Genomic DNA, 19491 nt, shown 5'->3' with positions numbered 1-19491 from the left:
AATAGAATGATTTTAATATGAGATTGTTGGAAAAAGGCAATTGAAAATCTGTAGTATTTGTATGAGATCTATTTTATTTACAATAGACTATCTAATCTTTTACGTATAAAAAATATACCTTAGCATCTAGTGATTAGCGTTTGACACCTGGTATCAAATACGTTAATATGACTGTTGAGGCTTGTATAGCAACCTTTTCCTTATGGAAAGGGTTCATTTTTTGTGTAGGGACTTTGACTATATGTTTGAAGTTTGTTGCACATTGCTGACACCTTAATATCCATATGGGAGGTTGAAAACTCTTGTCTACTTTAAAGAGACATTTATTTACATCAGAGTCTGTAACAGAAGGACATCCAGATAAAATCTGTGACCAAATTTCTGATGCAGTACTGGATGCTTTTTTAGCTAATGATCCCAATGCTCGTGTAGCTTGTGAAGTAGCAGTGGCTACAGGTTTGGTGTTAGTTATCGGGGAAGTAAGCACAAATTCGGAGTATGTTGATATTCCATCTATCGTAAGAAATACAATCAAGGAAATTGGTTATACACGTGCCAAGTATGGCTTTGATTATAATACATGTGCTGTACTTACTTCATTAAATGAACAATCTGCTGATATTGCTCAAGGCGTTAACTCTGCTTTAGAAACTCGTGATACAGCATTAATGGAGAAAGAAACAGAAAATATTGGTGCAGGTGACCAAGGTTTGATGTTCGGGTTTGCTACTAACGAAACACCAGAATTGATGCCTTTGCCTATCGCATTGTCTCACCGTATCGCACGCCGTTTGGCTGAAGTACGTAAAGATGGTACGCTTAATTACTTGCGTCCTGATGGTAAAACACAAGTAACCGTAGAATATGAAGATGGTAAGCCTGTTCGTATTGATGCAATCGTTGTATCAACTCAACATGCTGAAGAAACAACATTAGAGCAAATCCAAGCAGATATCCGTGAACATGTTATTCTTCCGGTTGTTCCTGCTGAGTTGCTTGATGCGGATACTAAATACTTTATTAACCCAACAGGTCGCTTCGTTATTGGTGGACCTCAAGGTGATGCTGGATTAACTGGACGTAAAATCATCGTAGATACATATGGCGGCTATGCACGTCATGGTGGCGGTGCATTCTCAGGAAAAGATCCAACTAAAGTAGACCGTTCTGCTGCTTATGCTGCTCGTTATGTAGCTAAAAACCTAGTTGCTGCTGGATTAGCAGATAAATGCGAAATCCAATTGGCTTATGCTATTGGTGTAGCTAACCCTGTATCGATCAGTGTAGATACGTATGGAACAGGTAAAGTAAGCGAAGAAAAAATGGTAGAATTGGTTCGTAACAATTTTGACTTGCGTCCTACTGGTATTATTCGCATGCTTGATCTTCGTCGTCCTTTGTATCGTCAAACAGCTGCATACGGACATTTCGGTCGTACAGATGTTGAATTGCCTTGGGAACAAACCGACAAAGCAGAATTATTAAAAACTCAAGCTGGACTATAATAGTTTTTACGATCTATAATTATAGTTTGATCAAAGAAGGTAACTCGATTTTTTTCGGGAAGCCTTCTTTTTTATGCTCAAAACCAATACCATTATTCAGAACTGGAACTGGAACTGGAACTGGAACTGGAACTGGAACTGGAACTGGAACTGGAACTGGAACTGGAACTGGAACTGGAACTGGAACTGGAACTGGAACTGGAACTGGAACTGGAACTGGAACTGGAACTGGAACTGGAACTGGAACTGGAACTTCAGTTCATTTTCAACTTGCAAATATGGTAGAAGATAATGTATTTGATCTACATTGATAGGATTACAGAAAAAAATGGTTGGTTTACCGTAACTTTTTGCTTCTATTGTAGTCTATATTCTTATGTGGTGTACTCTGCCAAATTGGCATCTATATCTAAATAACGTTATGATCATTAAAGTGGATATTATGATGATGGTTATAAAAAATCAATGTAATCAGAGAATTTTCAACGAATAGGAGCGTTTTAACATATGACAGGCAAAGCAAAAACGGCACGCAAATGGATTATTCTTACGATTGCAGGCTCGTTATGGATTCAACCGGTATTACAAGTAGGTATTCCTCAGGTCGCTTGGTTGCCTACACATATTGCAAGTGCAGCGGAGACGACTCAATTGAACGAAAGCTACATAACTTCTGGAGCTAAGCTGTTAGAATATCGCTACAAAACAGCTCGTTCTGGAAAAACAGTTTCTATTTTAGCGGATGTTGTTAAAGTAGATTTGAAAAATCCGTATGTTAATTTGGATGTAATGACAGGGAAAGGTAATCAATTTACGACCAAGCAATCTGTTGAAGGTATGGCGCAAGAAACCAAAGCAGTAGCTGGAGTAAATGGAGATTACTTTAATACCGCTAGTGAAGGTGTACCGATGGGAGCTCAAGCTTCTGAAGGTGTGTTGATGTCTAGCCCTTCTGAATTAAAAGGAATGTATGCATTTGGTGTGACAAAAGACGGTACACCAATGATTGATCAATTTACATTCCAAGGTAAAGTAACCGCAGAAGATGGTTCTACTTTTGATCTAGCGGGAATCAACCAAGCTTCTTATATGACAGAACCGAATGGTACATTTAGTCATTCCAATACCATGTATATCTATACAGATGCTTGGAAAGCAATCGAGCGTCCAGCCAATAGTTCAACTACACCGACTGAAGTACTTGTACAAGGCGGAGTGATCACGCAAATATCGGTGAATGCAACGATTCAAAAGGTAGTACCTAAAGGGGCTTATATTTTGCGTACTCATGGCAAAGCAGCTCAGTTTGTACAACAACATATGAAAGTTGGACAAAAAGTAACGACTGATTATAGTTTACAAGCTAAATCGACAGGGCAATCTATTGATCCGACGACTTTACAGATGATGATTGGTGGTCATACGATTCTAGTAGATCAAGGAAAACCTAGTTCATTTTCTCGTAGCACCACAGCGATCGGTGGTAATCGTGCGCGTACCGCTGTAGGTTATTCACAAGATGGACGATATGCTTATATTGTTACTGTACAAGACAACGATAATAGTGCAGGTATGTCTTTGTATGAATTACAATCATTTATGGCTTCTATAGGTGTATGGAAAGGTATTAATCTAGATGGTGGAGGTTCTACCACTCTAGTCACACGTCCTTTAGGGAAAACACAAGCTAGTCTAACGTTCCCAACTGAATATGGCGGTAATACTCAACGTAGCGTTGTAAACGGGCTAGGAGTGTATACTACAGCCCCACAAGGCAAAGTACAAGGATTCAGTATTAGCGGACCCAAACAATTACTAATTGGGCAGACAGCGAAATACGAAGCAAATGGATATGATACTTACTATAATCCAATCAGTACAGCAGGAATTAATCCTTCTTGGAAAGCTGGAAGTAGTAATATCAAATGGACAGGCAGCGAATTTAAAGCGACTAAAAATGGTACAGCCAAAATTATTGCTTCTAGTGGCGGAGTCAGTACCAGTATGAATGTAAATGTTGTCGGTGCAGAAGCTATTCAAAATCTAACGACAGCTAGCTCTACAGCTACTTTACAAGCGGGCACTACAGTTGCTGTACCGGTAACCGCTACGTTAAAAGATGGCTCAAGCTTAACCATTTCTCCAGAAACGTTAAAATGGGAATTGGTTGGATTTAAAGGTAGCGTAAAAGATGGACAATTGAACATTTCTTCTGTAAATAGTGGTACTACGGTGGGATACGCTATTGCACGATATGATGGATTTAGTACAATGATGGTATTAACTACTGGCGGCGGAGCAACCAGTACATGGGAAGATTTTGAAAATGTGAATTATGGTATTAGTTTCTTAGGAAACCCTAGTACAGTAAAAGGAACCGCTCAAGTGACACAAGGAACAGGCGATCATGCTAATTCTAAAGTGTTGCAATTAACGTATGATATGACAGCAGGCACAAGTAAAAAATATGCTTATGCTCAGTTTGGCGGTACTTCTGGTAAAGCACTCACACCTGGAACAACAGGCGTAACAGTAGATGTGTATGGAGATAAAAGTTATAACTGGTTACGTGGTGAAGTAACAGATGCTAGCGGTAAAACGGTCTATATTGATTTTGCGAAAAGTATCAATTGGAGCGGTTGGAAAACATTAAATATTGATCTTTCTGGTTCAGGCATCGCTTATCCGGCTAAATTAAAACGTGTATATGTTGTTAATGTAGCTGAAGGACAAGACGAACGTGCAGCTACAGGTATGATCGCTATGGACAATATTCGCCTAACTGGAGCGGCTCAAGCAGCAACATATACTATGCCAAAAGGTACATTATCGATGACAGTGGGTAAAAAGACTTCAACACTAGATGGTAAATCACAATCTATTGATGTTTCTCCGATGCTCAAAAATAATGCAACTTATGTACCGGTTAAATATATAATGGATGCTTTTGGTGGACAAGCGACTTGGAATGCTAGTAGTCAGCGCGTGACCATTTTACGTGCAGGACAATTACTGGATTTGACTGTAAATAATAAAGCTTATGTATCGAATGGTAAGCTTCAAAACTCTACAGTAGCACCTTTAGTCGTATCAGGAAGGACTTTAGTCCCTTTAAGATTGGTGTCAGAACAGCTTGGTTTGACTGTAAAATGGGATCAGAAAACCAAGACGGTTAGCATCCAATCGTGATAAGTTATGATATGATAATACATGCATCATATAATTGACTTACAGAAATGGAGAAGATCGAGTGGAGTTCCACGCTGATGCAATAGATCACGTCATTAAGAATGCAACAAGTGTTATGGAAAATAGTAAATATCAAATCTTCGAGATTTTGGATACTTCGCGGAGTGAATTGCTCTCGCTAAATACAGAACTTGAATTGGTACTTCGTGAAACGACAGATACGATTGAAAAGGTAGACCAACTTGAAGTCAGCTATCGTAGTTCACGGATTCGACTGACAGAAGTCAGCCGGGACTTTGTACGGTATAATGAGGAAGACATTAAGCAAGCGTATGAACGTGCAACACAACTGCAATTGGATTTGATGATTTATCGTGAGAAAGAAATGTATTTAAAAGCAAGACGGGATGATTTGCAAAAACGAGTTAAAAATGTAGAAAGTTCTATCGAGCGAGCTGAGACCATCGGCTCGCAGATGGGAGTGGTATTAGAATACCTATCCGGCGAACTTAATCAAGTCACTCGTATTTTGGAATCAGCCAAAAACCGTCAATTGATCGGGCTAAAAATCATTCTCGCACAAGAAGAGGAACGTAAGCGAATTTCCCGGGAAATTCACGATGGTCCTGCTCAATTGCTCGCAAATCTAGTTCTTCGGACCGAAATTGTAGAAAGAATGATTACAAAGCAGGAATATAAGATGGTCCAGGACGAAATAGTAGATTTGAAGGGACAAGTGCGCTCTAGCCTAGAAGAAATGCGGAAAGTTATTTTTAATCTAAGACCGATGGCCCTCGACGATTTGGGTCTCATTCCAACTTTAAGGAAATATGTGCAAGATTTTGAGAATAAAACTCGAATCCGCACGATTTTCGAAACAAGAGGCAAGGAATATCGACTCACTTCTGCTATGGAAGCTGCGATTTACCGACTAGTTCAAGAAGCACTCACTAACGCGTCTAAACATGCTTATCCTACTTATGTAACGGTTATCATTACTTTTCAGTCACAAATGGTTAAGTTGATTGTTGAGGATAACGGACGCGGTTTTAAGTTGGATATGATAGAGCAAAAGACCAAAGATCATACTCATTTTGGATTGATCGGCATGCGGGAACGAGTAGAATTGCTTGAAGGAAGAATGGAAATCGAATCTGCCGAAAATCAGGGTACGAAAATCGTAATCCATATTCCGACGAACGTGGAAAAGTGAAAGGAGTAACAGAATGGAAAACCATGATTACGGCACTAAAAAAATTAAGATACTCTTAGCCGACGATCATCAGCTTTTTCGTGAAGGTCTAAAGCGTATTCTGAATATGGAGGATGACCTTGAGGTTATTGGTGAATGTGGAGACGGAATTCAAGTTTTAGAATTCTGTAATCACAATCCTCCAGAAGTTGTATTAATGGATATTAATATGCCGATCGAAAATGGAGTAGTAGCTACTGAAAAATTACGTGAGCTATTCCCTGATATTAAAGTGATCATTCTGTCTATTCATGATGATGAGAGCTATGTATTTGAAACGTTACGCAAAGGTGCTTCAGGATATCTTTTAAAAGATATGGAAGCTGAGTCTTTAGTAAATGCTATTCGTTCTGTTATGGAGGGACATGCTTATATCCATCCTAAAGTAACAGGTAAACTAATCCAACAACTTCGTCGTATGACGTATACAAATGAATCCGGTGTATTAACAGACAATAATAGCTCTGGTGATACAGGTGTTAAATTTGTAGCCGGCGATGATAATCCTCTTACACGTCGTGAAGCAGAAGTACTGCGTCTGATGGCAGAAGGTAAGAGTAACAAAATGATTGGTGAATATTTATTTATCAGTGAAAAAACTGTAAAAAATCATGTAAGTAGTATTTTGCAAAAGATGGAAGTTGATGACCGTACACAAGCAGTAATCAACGCTATCAAACATGGTTGGGTTACACTTTAAGTCTAATAAATAACACACGTAAAAGTGAAGCACACTTTTCCTAGAGATAGGGAAGGTGTGCTTTTTTGCTATTTTAAGAATAGAAAGGAGAATATACATGCCAATTGCATTGTACGCTATTAAGCAAAAAGACGAGTGGTCTTTTGAAATATCACTGGATCTTCGTATTGATCTCATATGGTGGACTTCAGATAAGCGACATACAGAAACCATCCAACAAATGATATATATTTCATCGACTATGCCTTTAGGATGGGCTTTGCAGTGCAAGCAATATTTAAAATTCGATAGTAGTGCAGATCGTTGGGATCAATATCAATGGAAACAACATATAGAGCAATGGTTATTCAATGGTATTCAAAATTATAATCAGCATGACAATCAGCGTAGAAATATTCATTATTTTATAGTGGCGGATCAAATAAAAATATTGTGGGATGATACTGTGAACACAATAAAAGATATACCTTTTTTAGTATCTACTATACAACACATGCAATATCAGCCAGACGAATACATAGATCATTCGGGATTACCTGTTTGGAAACGAAAAGTAATGTTAAGCGCAATAGAACTCACTCACATGATGCAAGGTCGTTCTCTTTTAGAAACAGAATACATGATGATGATTACAGATCAACAAATAAATCTTCTAACTCATTGGAAAACATATACACAGCTAGCGTATTTAACACAATCATTGCGACTTCACTCAGCTGTATATAAAGATTCTGCTTCAAGTTATCATTGTCGTCGTTGTGGAAGCCAGAGGATGAACGCCACGCCGTGTGCTAGTTGTGGCAGTTCTGCATGTGCTTATTGTGAGACCTGTCTTAATCTGGGTAGAAGTCGTGAATGTACACTAATGATTCAATCTGTATATATAGCGCCATTACATCTAAATTCTGTTTCTTCTATAGATACTGATTATAAAGAAGAAAATATTCAAATGAGATGGGGACTTAGTGATGCACAGACTGAAGCCACTACTAGTGCATTACATTTTTTAAAAAATAAAAAACAAGATTCGAACAAAATGATATTTTCAAATAAGAATCTCTTCTATTTATTTTTTCTATCTAAATTAAAAAATAAAAAGGGTATTCCTAGTCCTTCCTATTTTACACATAAACGTTTCCTACTTTGGGCAGTAACAGGTGCAGGTAAAACAGAAATGACCTTTCCGATAATCGATCATGTATTACAAAATAAGGGGAAAGTACTAGTAGCTACACCGAGAAGAGATGTAGTGCTTGAATTAGCTCCCCGCATGGCCAAAGCTTTTCCAGCAACAACGATCTCTGTATTGTATGGAGGAAGTGAAGATCGCTGGCGAAGCTCAGATTTGACGATAGCCACTACACATCAATTATTAAGATTTTCGCAAGCATTTGATCTGGTTATTTTGGATGAACTGGATGCGTTCCCTTTTCACAATGATCCGATGTTAGCATATGCCGCTAATGCTTGCTGTAAATATGATGGAGCTTTTGTATATTTATCTGCGACCCCACCTGTGCAATTACAAAAAGAGATCAAACAAGGAATACTTGCGCATGCTAAAGTACCGGCTCGTTTTCATGGACATCCTTTACCAGTACCAAAGTATATTCATATACCAACAGTGACTCATATGCTCAACAGAAAGCAGCTATCTCATACTTTGTTAAAATATTTACGTTATTCGGTAACACGTCAGGCGCAAATTTTTATATTTGTTTCTCGGATAGCGTTAATCGAATCGCTAGTATTATTACTGCGATCTTATTTCCCACAGCTTTCAATTGAAGGAACTTCTTCTCAAGATCATGAACGAGCGGATAAAGTCCTTCTTTTTCGTGAGCAACAGATACGAATATTAGTCACAACCACTATTTTGGAACGTGGAGTCACAATTCCTTATAGTGATGTCTATATTTTGGATGCTGATAGTGGATTATTTGATGCGTCTTCTCTTGTACAAATGGCAGGACGAGCAGGGAGATCCAAAGAAGATCCTAAAGGAAATGTAATTTTTGGTGCTAAGCAATGGACAATTGAGCAGAAAAAAGCAGTGTCACAAATCAAGCTTATGAATCGTATCGCTAGACGTAAAGGTTATCTACATGCATCCAAATCATCCATACTAGGAAAGGGATTATAGATTATGTTAAACAAAAACTTATGGAATACATGGTTGTCTTATCTATCTCCACACTATGATGCCTGTATGTCTTGTGGTAAAAAGGCAGTATTAATGAAAAGATATCCTGGGATTTGCGAGCTTTGTGCACGGCGCATTCCCTGGATTACTCAGATTAGCTGTAAAGTATGTGGACGAGAGAGCTATTGTCCTGATTGCCAGCGTAAATCAGCAGCACAACGTTACTTTATGTTCAATCGTAGTGCCGTTTCCTATAACGATACGATGAGAGCATGGTTAGCCGATTATAAATACAAGGGACAAGAACGGTATGCTTCTCTATTAGGACAAATAGTAATAGAAGCGTATCAGGGGATGAAGAAAGAAATGACAGAATTTTATCGAAAAGCGTGGACTATCGATGTAGTTACATTTGTACCTGTAAGTGGATCACGATTAATACAGAGAGGTTTTGATCAAGCAGCAGTTCTAGCAAGTCATTTAGCTACATATGAACACTTACCTTATAAATCTTTGTTAGTTAGACAACGAGATACAATCAAGCAAAGCTCGCAAGGAAGACAAGCACGTATTATGAATATGAAAGAAGTATTTGGTTATGCTTTGGATACGCCACAATGGTTAACTACTTATCAATCGCATAGCCTAAACATACTACTCGTAGATGATATCTATACAACAGGAAGTACTATTAATAATTGTGCAAAAGCGTTAATCGAAGCTGGGCAGCTTCATGGTATCGATATACATGTATTTAGCTTAACATGGGCTCGTTCTTGAAAAGCATGTACGATATCGTATTCATTCTGTACACTCTAGTCTATTTGATGAAAATTTAAAAGAATGTATGAAATAAATCGTTAATTTAAGCTTTATTATTAATAAATAAGGACCTATTGTACGATATAATATAAATAAGAGCATAAATGATAAAGATGTAGTGCAATGATTAGGAGGCGGTACGGGATGAACTTAGCTAATTGTCCCCGTTGTGGTAAATTACATGTTATGAATCTCAGAGGAATCTGTGGTAATTGTATAAAAGAAATTGAATTCCAATATGAAGATTGTATCAAGTACTTACGTGAACATAAAGGAACAACAATTACAGAATTATCCGAAGCAGTGGAAGTACCTGTGAAGCAAATCACACAGTTTATCAGAGAAGGGCGCATTTCAATCGCTAATGCACCTAATATGTCTTATGCTTGTGAAGTGTGTGGTAATCCTATTCGAGATAGTAATATGTGTGATTCTTGCCGGGCACGTCTTAATAAAGACATTCAACATGCTTATGAAGATGATCAAGCAGCCAAAAAAGAAGAAGCACAAAAAACCCAAGGGACCTATCGGGCAGTCGACAAATTCCGAAATATGTAAGAGGTTTTCCATATACAAGTCAAATAACGACAATATTTGGTGCTATATGAGTGGTTTCAATTGCGTACGTATGCAGGATTAGGACTTAAGCAATGACAAATGTCGTTTTATAATTAACCACTTTATAACTATAAAAATTATCTCGAAAATGTCCGATAATCTTAGTAAATACTAAATCGGTTGTCTATATGATATCAGGAAAACAACCTTTTGCTTATCACCCAAGCTTCCTGATATCAAAAAAGAACGTCCTATCCTGAATAGGAAGTTCTTCTCAACTAAAATTACTAAGGAGCGTGTCAACCATGAAAATTAACGAAACTAACCGCGTAAGTGCAATCAACCCATACCAAAGAGCAGCAGAGGCAAAAGCAGTAACTAATGAGAAAAAAGCAAATCGTAAAGATGAAGTGTCAATCTCGCCGGAGGCAATGGAAATGTTACAAGCAAATAGCACTCAAGCTTCTGCAAATGCAGAACGTGCTCAAAAAATTCAAAGTCTGAAAGAACAAGTATCTTCGGGTACGTACAATGTGGATGCAGGCGCACTTGCAGATAAGTTGTTGCCTTTCCTAAAAGGAACGGGGAATTAATCAATGAGTAGTGAGACTTTGCAGAAACTGGTAGCAAAGCTCGATCAAATGAATGATTGCCATATCCAAATGATCGAGCTCGGTGAGCGCAAAAAGCAAGCTGTTATCAAAAATGAGGTAGAATCTATGATTGCTATTATGAATCAAGAATCTAAATTAGCTAAATTTATCGACCGTGAAGAACAAGAGCGTGAAGAGATTGTACATGCCTTTTTGTTGGAACGTGGTATCAAGTCCAAACTACGTTTAAACCTTACGGAGCTAGCGCGTCTTGTATTCGATCCGGAAGAAAAACAACTCCTTCTTGAAGCTCGCTCTCGACTGTCCGCCACCCTGCAAACTCTTCAACAGCTCAATGAACTCAACAAGCAACTGATTCAACAAGCTTTGGATTATGTGGACTTCTCATTGGAAATGTTGGCACTTGTACCGGAACAAGATTTAACTTATCAACATCCGGCTGATAAAGCTTATGGAGCTACGCGTTCTGGATTATTCGATACGCGGGGATAAGATTAGGAGGAAAACATGACATCTACATTTCATTCAATAGAAACGTCCAAACGGAGTTTGGTGACAACAACAGCTTCGCTGAGTACGGTTTCTCATAATATTGCTAATGCTGATAGTGCTGGTTATTCACGTCAAGTTGTGCACACAAGTGCTACAAATCCTTTAGAAGCAGTTGCTTTCAAAAATGCTACTTCTGCTGGTCAAATTGGTACTGGAGTCGAAGCAACTTCTGTACAGCGTGTACGTTCATTATTTTTGGATACTCAATTTCAAGGCGAAAATTCTTCATTAGGTAGTTGGGATATTCGTTCAGATACATTGAACAAATTAGAAACAATCGTAAATGAACCATCTGATACAGGTTTGCAAAAAGTAATCAATAATTTCTGGAGTTCTTGGTCTGACCTGAGCAATAATCCACAAAGTACGACAAACCAAAAGATTTTGAAAGAAAACACATTAGCTCTAACAGATGCTATGAACCAAATGAGCAAACAGTTAGATGCATTAAGCAACAACTTAACTTCAAGTGTAAGTTTAGACGCGACTACAATCAATTCTCTGCTATCTACAGTAGGGAGTCTGAATAAAAGCATTATGTCAGTGGAATCCCAGGGCAATGATGCCAATGATTTACGGGATAGCCGTGATTATGCTATAGATCAATTATCCAAATACGGAAATGTACAAGTTACTCAATTGTCAGATGGATACCAAGTAAACTTTGGTGGACAAAATGCGGTAACAGGTACTGCTGTAACTCAAGTAACAGCGGCTTCTTTGCAAGCTGCTTATGAAGGTGGCACACTTTCAAGTGGTGAAGTACATGGATATCTTCTTTCTAGAGATACGTATGTAGCTGATTACAAAACGCAATTGGATCAATTGGCTAATACATTAGCAAATGGTGATCTGACTGTTAAATTGCCTTCAGGATCTGTAATTCCAGAAGGAACGGTTCTGAATGGAGTTACTTATTCTACAGCTGCAGGTAATCGTACTCTAACATCTGACCTCACAGTTACCGTTAAAGGTATTAATGGGCTTCATCAATTAGGATACAACAGTGCAGGTAAAGCTGGTGGAGACTTCTTTGGTACAACTGACGGAAGTGGCACAGTCACAGCTGGAAATATTACAATGAACAAGACATTGCAAGATGATGCAAGTCAAATTGCTTTCTCTTTACGTACAACAGGCACAGGTACTAATGAAAAAGTAGTTACAGGTAATGGTGGTCTTGCATTGTTAATGACTGAACTTCAAAACACTAAAATGGATTTCGGCGGTACTACCCCTACAACAGTTCAAGATTATTTTAATGGTATTGTAGGTCAAATGGGTGTAGATTCTCAAGAAGCTACACGACAAGCGGCTAATGCAAAAACATTAACAGATCAAGTAGATGCAAGCCGAAAATCAGTTAGTGGTGTATCACTAGATGAAGAAATGACAGATTTAATTAAATTCCAACATGCCTATAGTGCTGCTTCCCGTTTTATGACTACTTTTGATCAATTGTTAGATAAATTGATTAACAGTACAGGTAGAGTCGGACTTTAATAATTAAGGAGTAGAGAATCTATGGGAATGCGTATAACATCAAACATGATGTCTTCACAGACAGTACGGAATCTGAATAACAATCTTTTAAATATGGATAAGCTCAGTAATGAGTCTTCTACAGGACGTAAAATTAACAAAGCTTCAGATGATCCTGTAGGTACAACGTATTCTCTTCGTTACCGTGCTGAATTGGCTGCTAATCAACAATATACAAGTAACACCGATGAAGCTAAAAGCTGGCTAGATTACTCGGATACAGTAATGGGTCAAGCAGGCGATGTAATGACTCGTATTAAAGAGTTAACTGTTCAAGCTGGTACAGGAACAACAGATAGCAGTGGACTAACAGCAATCAAAGATGAACTAGAACAGCTTAAAGGTCAGCTTGCTAATATTGGTAATAGTCAGCTTACAGGCAAATATATTTTTAATGGACAACAATTGGGTGAAGAACCTTATGCATTATCGGATACAGTTACAAGTCTAACTGATGTAGTAACAGATACAGGACAAGTGACTTACGGAGTGAGTGAGAATGTTTCACTAGGGGTAAGTACTTCTGGAAATGACTTTTTTGGTTCTAAAGCAGATAAAGATAATGTTTTTGCTACTATTGATCGCTTAACAGCTGCAATGGATGCTAATGATCATGCAGCGATTAGTGCAGAGCTACCAAACATTGAATCTAGAGCAACAAAAATGTCAGCTCTTCGTTCAGAAGTAGGAGCCAAAACTAACCGTATAGAACTAATCCAAAGTAGACTTGAAGATCGCGATTTGAATGTAACTACATTGCAATCTAAAGTTGAAGATGCGGATGTAGCTGAGACATTGATCAAAGCAACAGCTGCGCAAACAGTGTATCAAGCAGCACTTAAAACTTCAGCTTCAGCGTTACAACTATCTTTAGTTAATTTTATGGGATAAACTTATATATAACTCAAAAGGCTATGGACCATCCTGTCCGTAGCCTTTTTCTCAAAAAAAAGGAGGAATAGACTTACATGTCAGATTCACAGACGGCTACTAACCAACCTACTACTGAAAAAGAAGGAATATATACTTTTTCTAAAGGGATTCCTGGTTTTCATGAAATTACAGAATATATGGTTGTTCAACAAATTACACCATTTAGCTTATTGCAATCTGCTCTACATCCAGAGACTAGTTTTATTATGATTGATCCATTCGTATACTATCCTGATTACGAATTTGAATTGCCTCAAGAAGTTGTAGATGAACTAGCTATTACCAAAGAAGAACACGTTGTGATTCGTAATATTGTGTCATGGAATAAAAAAGCAGAACATCGTACTGTTAATTTAGTAGCCCCTATTATTTTTAATATCGATAATCATCAAGCCAAACAAATTATTTTACAAAATACGCAATATATAATTAGACATCCATTGCAACCAAATGTGGCAAAAGGGGGCGAATCCTAATGCTAGTATTATCACGTAAAAAAGGCGAGTCTATTATTATCGATGATCAAATCGAGGTTACTATTCTTTCTATTGACGGAGATACGATAAAGTTAGGAATTGCAGCTCCCAAAAATATTGATATCCATCGTAAAGAAATTTACGAAGCGATCCAATTAAGTAACCAAAGTGCAGCAGTAGGATCTGAATTTTTGAAAGATTGGTTAAACGAAAAGAGTACAGAACAAAAATAATGTAATAAAAGACTTAGAGCTATAATGAATTGTTAACTAAATGACGATATAAAGAGTAGAGCGAAAGAAGCACTCGAGGAGCGTACGGCCTTAAGCTTACTCGCCAAAAAAACCACATGGATGTGGGATAACCGAATTCAAGGAGGAAATAACAATGATTATCAATCACAATATTCCAGCTTTAAACACTCAACGTAACATGGGTCTGAACAGTGCAGCAGCCAGCAAAAACATGGAGAAACTATCATCAGGACTACGGATCAACCGTGCAGCCGATGATGCAGCAGGTCTATCGATCTCTGAAAAAATGCGTGGACAGATTCGTGGATTAGAGCAAGCACAACGTAACGTACAAGATGGTATCTCTTTCGCACAAACAGCAGAGGGTGCAATGAACGAAGTAAGTTCTATGCTTGGACGTATGAAAGAACTGAATGTTCAGAAAGCTAATGGAACATACAGCTCTGGCGATAAAGCAAACATCAATTCTGAGTTGAACCAATTGGGTACTCAAGTAGATAGCATTATGCAAAACACAACTTTCAATGGTATCAAAATTACAAGCAATGTTACAATTCAAGCAGATGATAAAGCATTCAAAATCACTGTTTCTGGTGTAAGCAGAACTGGCTTCTCTGGTTTGAATTCAAGCAGTACATTGTCTGCAATTAGTTCTGCAATCGAAAAAGTAGCAACACAACGTGCGAACCTGGGTGCTGTGCAAAACCGTTTGGAATACACTTCCAACAACTTGGGAACAACAGTAGAAAACTTAACAGCATCTGAATCACGTATTCGTGATACCGATATGGCTAAAGAAATGGTAGCATTGTCCAAAAACAATATTTTGGTACAGGCTTCACAATCGATGTTGTCCCAAGCGAACTCTTCACCACAGGGCGTATTGTCCTTGCTTCGTTAAGATTAGCTTCTGTTTTAAAGACCTTGCTCTAGCAAGGTCTTTTTTCTATTTAGTGAAGTATATAAATGAAAGTGAGCTAAAATATAACTTAAAATGATCCATATGCTATACACAATATTAAAACAGATGTCGATATAAAGAATAGAGCGAAAGAAGTACTTGAGGAGCGTACGGCCTTAAGCTTGATCGCCAAACTAAACCACATGGATGTGGGATAACCGAATTCAAGGAGGAAATAACAATGATTATCAATCACAATATTCCAGCTTTAAATACACAACGTAACATGGGTCTGAACAGTGCAGCAGCCAGCAAAAACATGGAGAAACTATCTTCAGGACTACGGATCAACCGTGCAGCGGATGATGCAGCAGGACTATCGATCTCTGAAAAAATGCGCGGACAGATTCGTGGATTAGAGCAAGCACAACGTAACGTACAAGATGGTATCTCTTTCGCACAAACAGCAGAGGGTGCAATGAACGAAGTGAGTTCAATGCTTGGACGTATGAAAGAATTGAATGTTCAGAAAGAAAACGGAACATACAGCTCTGGCGACAAAGCAAACATCAATGCTGAATTGGATCAATTAGGTACACAAATCGATAGCATCATGAGCAACACTACTTTTAACGGTATTCACATTACAAGTAGCGTTAAAGTACAAGCTGATGATAAATCATTCCAAATCACTGTTTCTGGTGTAAGTACAGGTGGTTTCAAAGGTTTAAGCTCTGGTACTAACCTTTCTTCAGTTAGCCAAGCGATTGAAAAAGTAGCAACACAACGTGCGAACTTGGGTGCTGTGCAAAACCGTTTGGAATACACTTCCAACAACTTGGGAACAACAGTAGAAAACTTGACAGCATCTGAATCACGTATTCGTGATACCGATATGGCTAAGGAAATGGTAGCATTGTCCAAAAACAACATTTTGGTACAGGCTTCACAATCGATGTTGTCCCAAGCGAACTCTTCACCACAGGGCGTATTGTCCTTGCTTCGTTAAGAATAAAAGTGCATTTTTTAAAAAGATTCTGCCATGGGCAGGATCTTTTTTTTGTATTGTTAATTAATATAACTTATATATTTTTAAAAATATAATCTAAAATACTATACATAAAACATAACCAAATGACGATATAAAGAGTAGAGCGAAAGAAGCACTTGAGGAGCGTACGGCCTTAAACTTACTCGCCAAAAAAACCACATGGATGTGGGATAACCGAATTCAAGGAGGAAATAACAATGATTATCAATCACAATATTCCAGCTTTAAACACACAACGTAACATGGGTCTTAACAGTGCAGCAGCAAGTAAAAACATGGAAAAACTATCTTCAGGACTACGGATCAACCGTGCAGCAGATGATGCAGCAGGACTATCGATCTCTGAAAAAATGCGTGGACAGATTCGCGGATTAGAGCAAGCACAACGTAACGTACAAGATGGTATCTCTTATGCTCAAACGGCTGAGGGTGCAATGAACGAAGTGAGCTCAATGCTTGGACGTATGAAAGAACTGAATGTTCAGAAAGAAAACGGAACATACAGTGCTGGCGATAAATCCAATATCAATGCTGAGTTGAACCAATTGGGTAAACAAGTAGATAGTATTCTAAGTAATACTACATTTAACGGAATTAGTATTGTAGGTAGTGGCGTTAAGATTCAAGCGGATGATAAAGCTTTTAGTATTACTGTTTCTGGTATCAAAACTAGTGGTTTTAAAGGTTTGTCTGCAGGTACTTCACTTACAGACATCAGTTCAGCGATTGAAAAAGTAGCAACACAACGTGCGAACTTGGGTGCTGTGCAAAACCGTTTGGAATACACTTCTAATAACTTGGGAACAACGGTAGAAAACTTAACTGCATCTGAATCACGTATTCGTGATACCGATATGGCTAAGGAAATGGTAGCATTGTCTAAAAACAACATTTTAGTACAGGCTTCTCAATCGATGTTGTCTCAAGCGAACTCTTCACCACAGGGCGTATTGTCCTTGCTTCGTTAAGATTAGTTATTACTTTAGAGACCTTGCCAATGGCAAGGTCTTTTTTCTATACACTTTTATAGCAGGAGCGAGAAAGATAAAATATATTTAATAAAGTACGAATATACTATACAGAAGGAAGATCAAGAAGTCGATATAAAGAGTAGAGCGAAAGAAGCACTTGAGGAGCGTACGGCCTTAAGCTTACTCGCCAAACTAAACCACATGGATGTGGGATAACCAAATTCAAGGAGGAAATAACAATGATTATCAATCACAATATTCCAGCTTTAAACACACAACGTAACATGGGTCTTAACAGTGCGGCAGCAAGTAAAAACATGGAGAAACTATCTTCAGGACTACGGATCAACCGTGCAGCGGATGATGCAGCAGGTCTATCGATCTCTGAAAAAATGCGTGGACAGATTCGCGGATTAGAGCAAGCACAACGTAACGTACAAGATGGTATCTCTTTTGCACAAACGGCTGAGGGTGCAATGAACGAAGTAAGTTCAATGCTTGGACGTATGAAAGAATTGAATGTTCAGAAAGAAAACGGAACATACAGCTCTGGCGATAAAGCAAACATCAATGCAGAATTAAGTCAATTGGGTAAACAAATTGACAGCATTATGAGCAACACAACATTTAACGGTATTCACATTACAAGTAGTGTTAAAGTACAAGCTGATGATAAAGCATTCCAAATCACTGTTTCAGGTGTAAATACAAGTGGTTTTACAGGTCTAGGTTCAAGTACTGCACTATCTTCAGTGAGTAAAGCAATTGAAAAAGTAGCAACACAACGTGCGAACTTGGGTGCTGTGCAAAACCGTTTGGAATACACTTCCAACAACTTGGGAACAACAGTAGAAAACTTAACTGCATCTGAATCACGTATTCGTGATACCGATATGGCTAAAGAAATGGTAGCATTGTCCAAAAACAATATTTTGGTACAGGCTTCACAATCGATGTTGTCCCAAGCAAACTCTTCACCACAGGGCGTATTGTCCTTGCTTCGTTAAGATTAGCTTTTGGTGTAAAGACCTTGCCTTTGGCAAGGTCTTTTTTATGTTTTATATCACAAATATAGTTGAGTATTACAATTAAAAAATAAGAAAATTATTAAAACTATAAAAAAATCATAAATTGATGACGATATAGATAATAGAGCGACAGAAAGACTCAAGAGTCGGCCGATCTTGAGCTTACTCGCCAAAAAAACCACATGGATGTGGAATAACTAAATTCACGGAGGAAATAACAATGATTATCAATCACAATATTCCAGCTTTAAACACACAACGTAACATGGGTCTTAACAGTGCGGCAGCAAGTAAAAACATGGAAAAACTATCATCAGGACTACGGATCAACCGTGCAGCGGATGATGCAGCAGGACTATCGATCTCTGAAAAAATGCGTGGACAGATTCGCGGATTAGAGCAAGCACAACGTAACGTACAAGATGGTATCTCTTTCGCACAAACAGCAGAGGGTGCAATGAACGAAGTGAGTTCAATGCTCGGACGTATGAAAGAATTGAATGTTCAGAAAGAAAACGGAACATACAGCTCTGGCGACAAAGCAAACATCAATGCTGAATTAAGCCAATTAGGTACACAAATCGATAGCATCATGAGCAACACTACTTTTAACGGTATTCACGTTACAAGTAGCGTTAAAGTACAAGCTGATGACAAAGCATTCCAAATTACTATTTCTGGTGTAAATACAGCTGGATTTAAAAACTTAGGTTCAGGTAGCAAATTATCTGCAATTAGTAATGCAATCGAAAAAGTAGCAACACAACGTGCGAACTTGGGTGCTGTGCAAAACCGTTTGGAATACACTTCCAACAACTTGGGAACAACAGTAGAAAACTTAACAGCATCTGAATCACGTATTCGTGATACCGATATGGCTAAGGAAATGGTAGCATTGTCTAAAAACAACATTTTGGTACAGGCTTCACAATCGATGTTGTCCCAAGCGAACTCTTCACCACAGGGCGTATTGTCCTTACTGCGTTAATACGAAAAACAA

At 38.2% G+C, this 19491-nt stretch carries 19 protein-coding genes; all 19 read left to right on the top strand.

Annotation, left to right across the window (positions count from 1 at the left end):
• Nucleotides 1-302: 302 nt before the first annotated feature.
• The gene (gene metK / locus QE450_RS17095) at nucleotides 303-1505 is read left to right on the top strand and encodes a methionine adenosyltransferase (RefSeq protein ID WP_273613765.1); all 1203 of its coding nucleotides are present in this window, start codon (nucleotides 303-305) and stop codon (nucleotides 1503-1505) included.
• A 73-nt stretch (nucleotides 1506-1578) separates the two neighbouring features.
• Nucleotides 1579-1797 carry a hypothetical protein gene (locus QE450_RS17090; protein WP_307300795.1) on the top strand — a complete coding sequence of 73 codons (219 nt, stop codon included), beginning with the start codon at nucleotides 1579-1581 and terminating at the stop codon, nucleotides 1795-1797.
• Between the two features lie 215 nt (nucleotides 1798-2012).
• Nucleotides 2013-4694: a stalk domain-containing protein gene (locus QE450_RS17085; protein ID WP_307300793.1), complete on the top strand. Its 2682-nt coding sequence runs from the start codon at nucleotides 2013-2015 to the stop codon at nucleotides 4692-4694.
• 61 nt (nucleotides 4695-4755) lie between these two features.
• Entirely contained in the window at nucleotides 4756-5907 is a 1152-nt protein-coding gene (locus QE450_RS17080) for a sensor histidine kinase (protein ID WP_273613763.1), read from the top strand.
• Between the two features lie 13 nt (nucleotides 5908-5920).
• Nucleotides 5921-6646, top strand: a complete 726-nt coding sequence (locus QE450_RS17075) for a response regulator (RefSeq protein ID WP_069328654.1) — start codon at nucleotides 5921-5923, stop codon at nucleotides 6644-6646.
• Nucleotides 6647-6743: 97 nt separating this feature from the next.
• A complete protein-coding gene (locus tag QE450_RS17070; RefSeq protein WP_307300789.1) occupies nucleotides 6744-8789 on the top strand; it encodes an ATP-dependent helicase ComFA in 2046 nt (681 codons plus the stop codon).
• Nucleotides 8790-8792: 3 nt separating this feature from the next.
• On the top strand, nucleotides 8793-9569 hold the full coding sequence (locus QE450_RS17065) for a ComFC family protein (protein WP_307300787.1): 777 nt from the start codon (nucleotides 8793-8795) through the stop codon (nucleotides 9567-9569).
• A 186-nt stretch (nucleotides 9570-9755) separates the two neighbouring features.
• Nucleotides 9756-10169, top strand: a complete 414-nt coding sequence (locus tag QE450_RS17060; RefSeq protein ID WP_273613760.1) for a TIGR03826 family flagellar region protein — start codon at nucleotides 9756-9758, stop codon at nucleotides 10167-10169.
• A 305-nt stretch (nucleotides 10170-10474) separates the two neighbouring features.
• Nucleotides 10475-10762 (top strand): flagellar biosynthesis anti-sigma factor FlgM, encoded by a 288-nt coding sequence (flgM, locus tag QE450_RS17055; RefSeq protein ID WP_273613759.1) that lies wholly within the window; start codon nucleotides 10475-10477, stop codon nucleotides 10760-10762.
• A 3-nt stretch (nucleotides 10763-10765) separates the two neighbouring features.
• Nucleotides 10766-11275 carry a flagellar protein FlgN gene (locus QE450_RS17050; protein ID WP_273613758.1) on the top strand — a complete coding sequence of 170 codons (510 nt, stop codon included), beginning with the start codon at nucleotides 10766-10768 and terminating at the stop codon, nucleotides 11273-11275.
• 15 nt (nucleotides 11276-11290) lie between these two features.
• Nucleotides 11291-12838: a flagellar hook-associated protein FlgK gene (gene flgK, locus QE450_RS17045; RefSeq protein WP_273613757.1), complete on the top strand. Its 1548-nt coding sequence runs from the start codon at nucleotides 11291-11293 to the stop codon at nucleotides 12836-12838.
• 21 nt (nucleotides 12839-12859) lie between these two features.
• Nucleotides 12860-13768: a flagellar hook-associated protein FlgL gene (flgL, locus tag QE450_RS17040; RefSeq protein ID WP_307300783.1), complete on the top strand. Its 909-nt coding sequence runs from the start codon at nucleotides 12860-12862 to the stop codon at nucleotides 13766-13768.
• A gap of 77 nt (nucleotides 13769-13845) precedes the next feature.
• Nucleotides 13846-14286 carry a flagellar assembly protein FliW gene (locus QE450_RS17035; RefSeq protein ID WP_307300781.1) on the top strand — a complete coding sequence of 147 codons (441 nt, stop codon included), beginning with the start codon at nucleotides 13846-13848 and terminating at the stop codon, nucleotides 14284-14286.
• The gene (gene csrA / locus QE450_RS17030) at nucleotides 14286-14519 is read left to right on the top strand and encodes a carbon storage regulator CsrA (RefSeq protein WP_273613754.1); all 234 of its coding nucleotides are present in this window, start codon (nucleotides 14286-14288) and stop codon (nucleotides 14517-14519) included. The genes QE450_RS17035 and csrA overlap by 1 nt, the downstream gene beginning before the upstream one ends.
• A gap of 154 nt (nucleotides 14520-14673) precedes the next feature.
• Nucleotides 14674-15441: a flagellin N-terminal helical domain-containing protein gene (locus QE450_RS17025; RefSeq protein ID WP_273613753.1), complete on the top strand. Its 768-nt coding sequence runs from the start codon at nucleotides 14674-14676 to the stop codon at nucleotides 15439-15441.
• Nucleotides 15442-15682: 241 nt separating this feature from the next.
• Complete coding sequence (locus tag QE450_RS17020; RefSeq protein ID WP_273613752.1) at nucleotides 15683-16450, top strand: flagellin N-terminal helical domain-containing protein; 768 nt, start codon at nucleotides 15683-15685, stop codon at nucleotides 16448-16450.
• A gap of 239 nt (nucleotides 16451-16689) precedes the next feature.
• Nucleotides 16690-17460, top strand: coding sequence for a flagellin N-terminal helical domain-containing protein (locus QE450_RS17015; RefSeq protein ID WP_273613751.1), 771 nt, complete (start codon nucleotides 16690-16692; stop codon nucleotides 17458-17460).
• A 242-nt stretch (nucleotides 17461-17702) separates the two neighbouring features.
• The gene (locus QE450_RS17010; protein WP_273613750.1) at nucleotides 17703-18470 is read left to right on the top strand and encodes a flagellin N-terminal helical domain-containing protein; all 768 of its coding nucleotides are present in this window, start codon (nucleotides 17703-17705) and stop codon (nucleotides 18468-18470) included.
• Nucleotides 18471-18711: 241 nt separating this feature from the next.
• On the top strand, nucleotides 18712-19479 hold the full coding sequence (locus QE450_RS17005; protein ID WP_273613749.1) for a flagellin N-terminal helical domain-containing protein: 768 nt from the start codon (nucleotides 18712-18714) through the stop codon (nucleotides 19477-19479).
• Nucleotides 19480-19491: the final 12 nt, after the last annotated feature.

It is taken from the genome of Paenibacillus sp. SORGH_AS_0306, assembly GCF_030819345.1.
GTDB classification, from domain to species: domain Bacteria; phylum Bacillota; class Bacilli; order Paenibacillales; family Paenibacillaceae; genus Saccharibacillus; species Saccharibacillus kyungheensis.
This window is presented reverse-complemented; position numbering and strand designations above follow the sequence as displayed.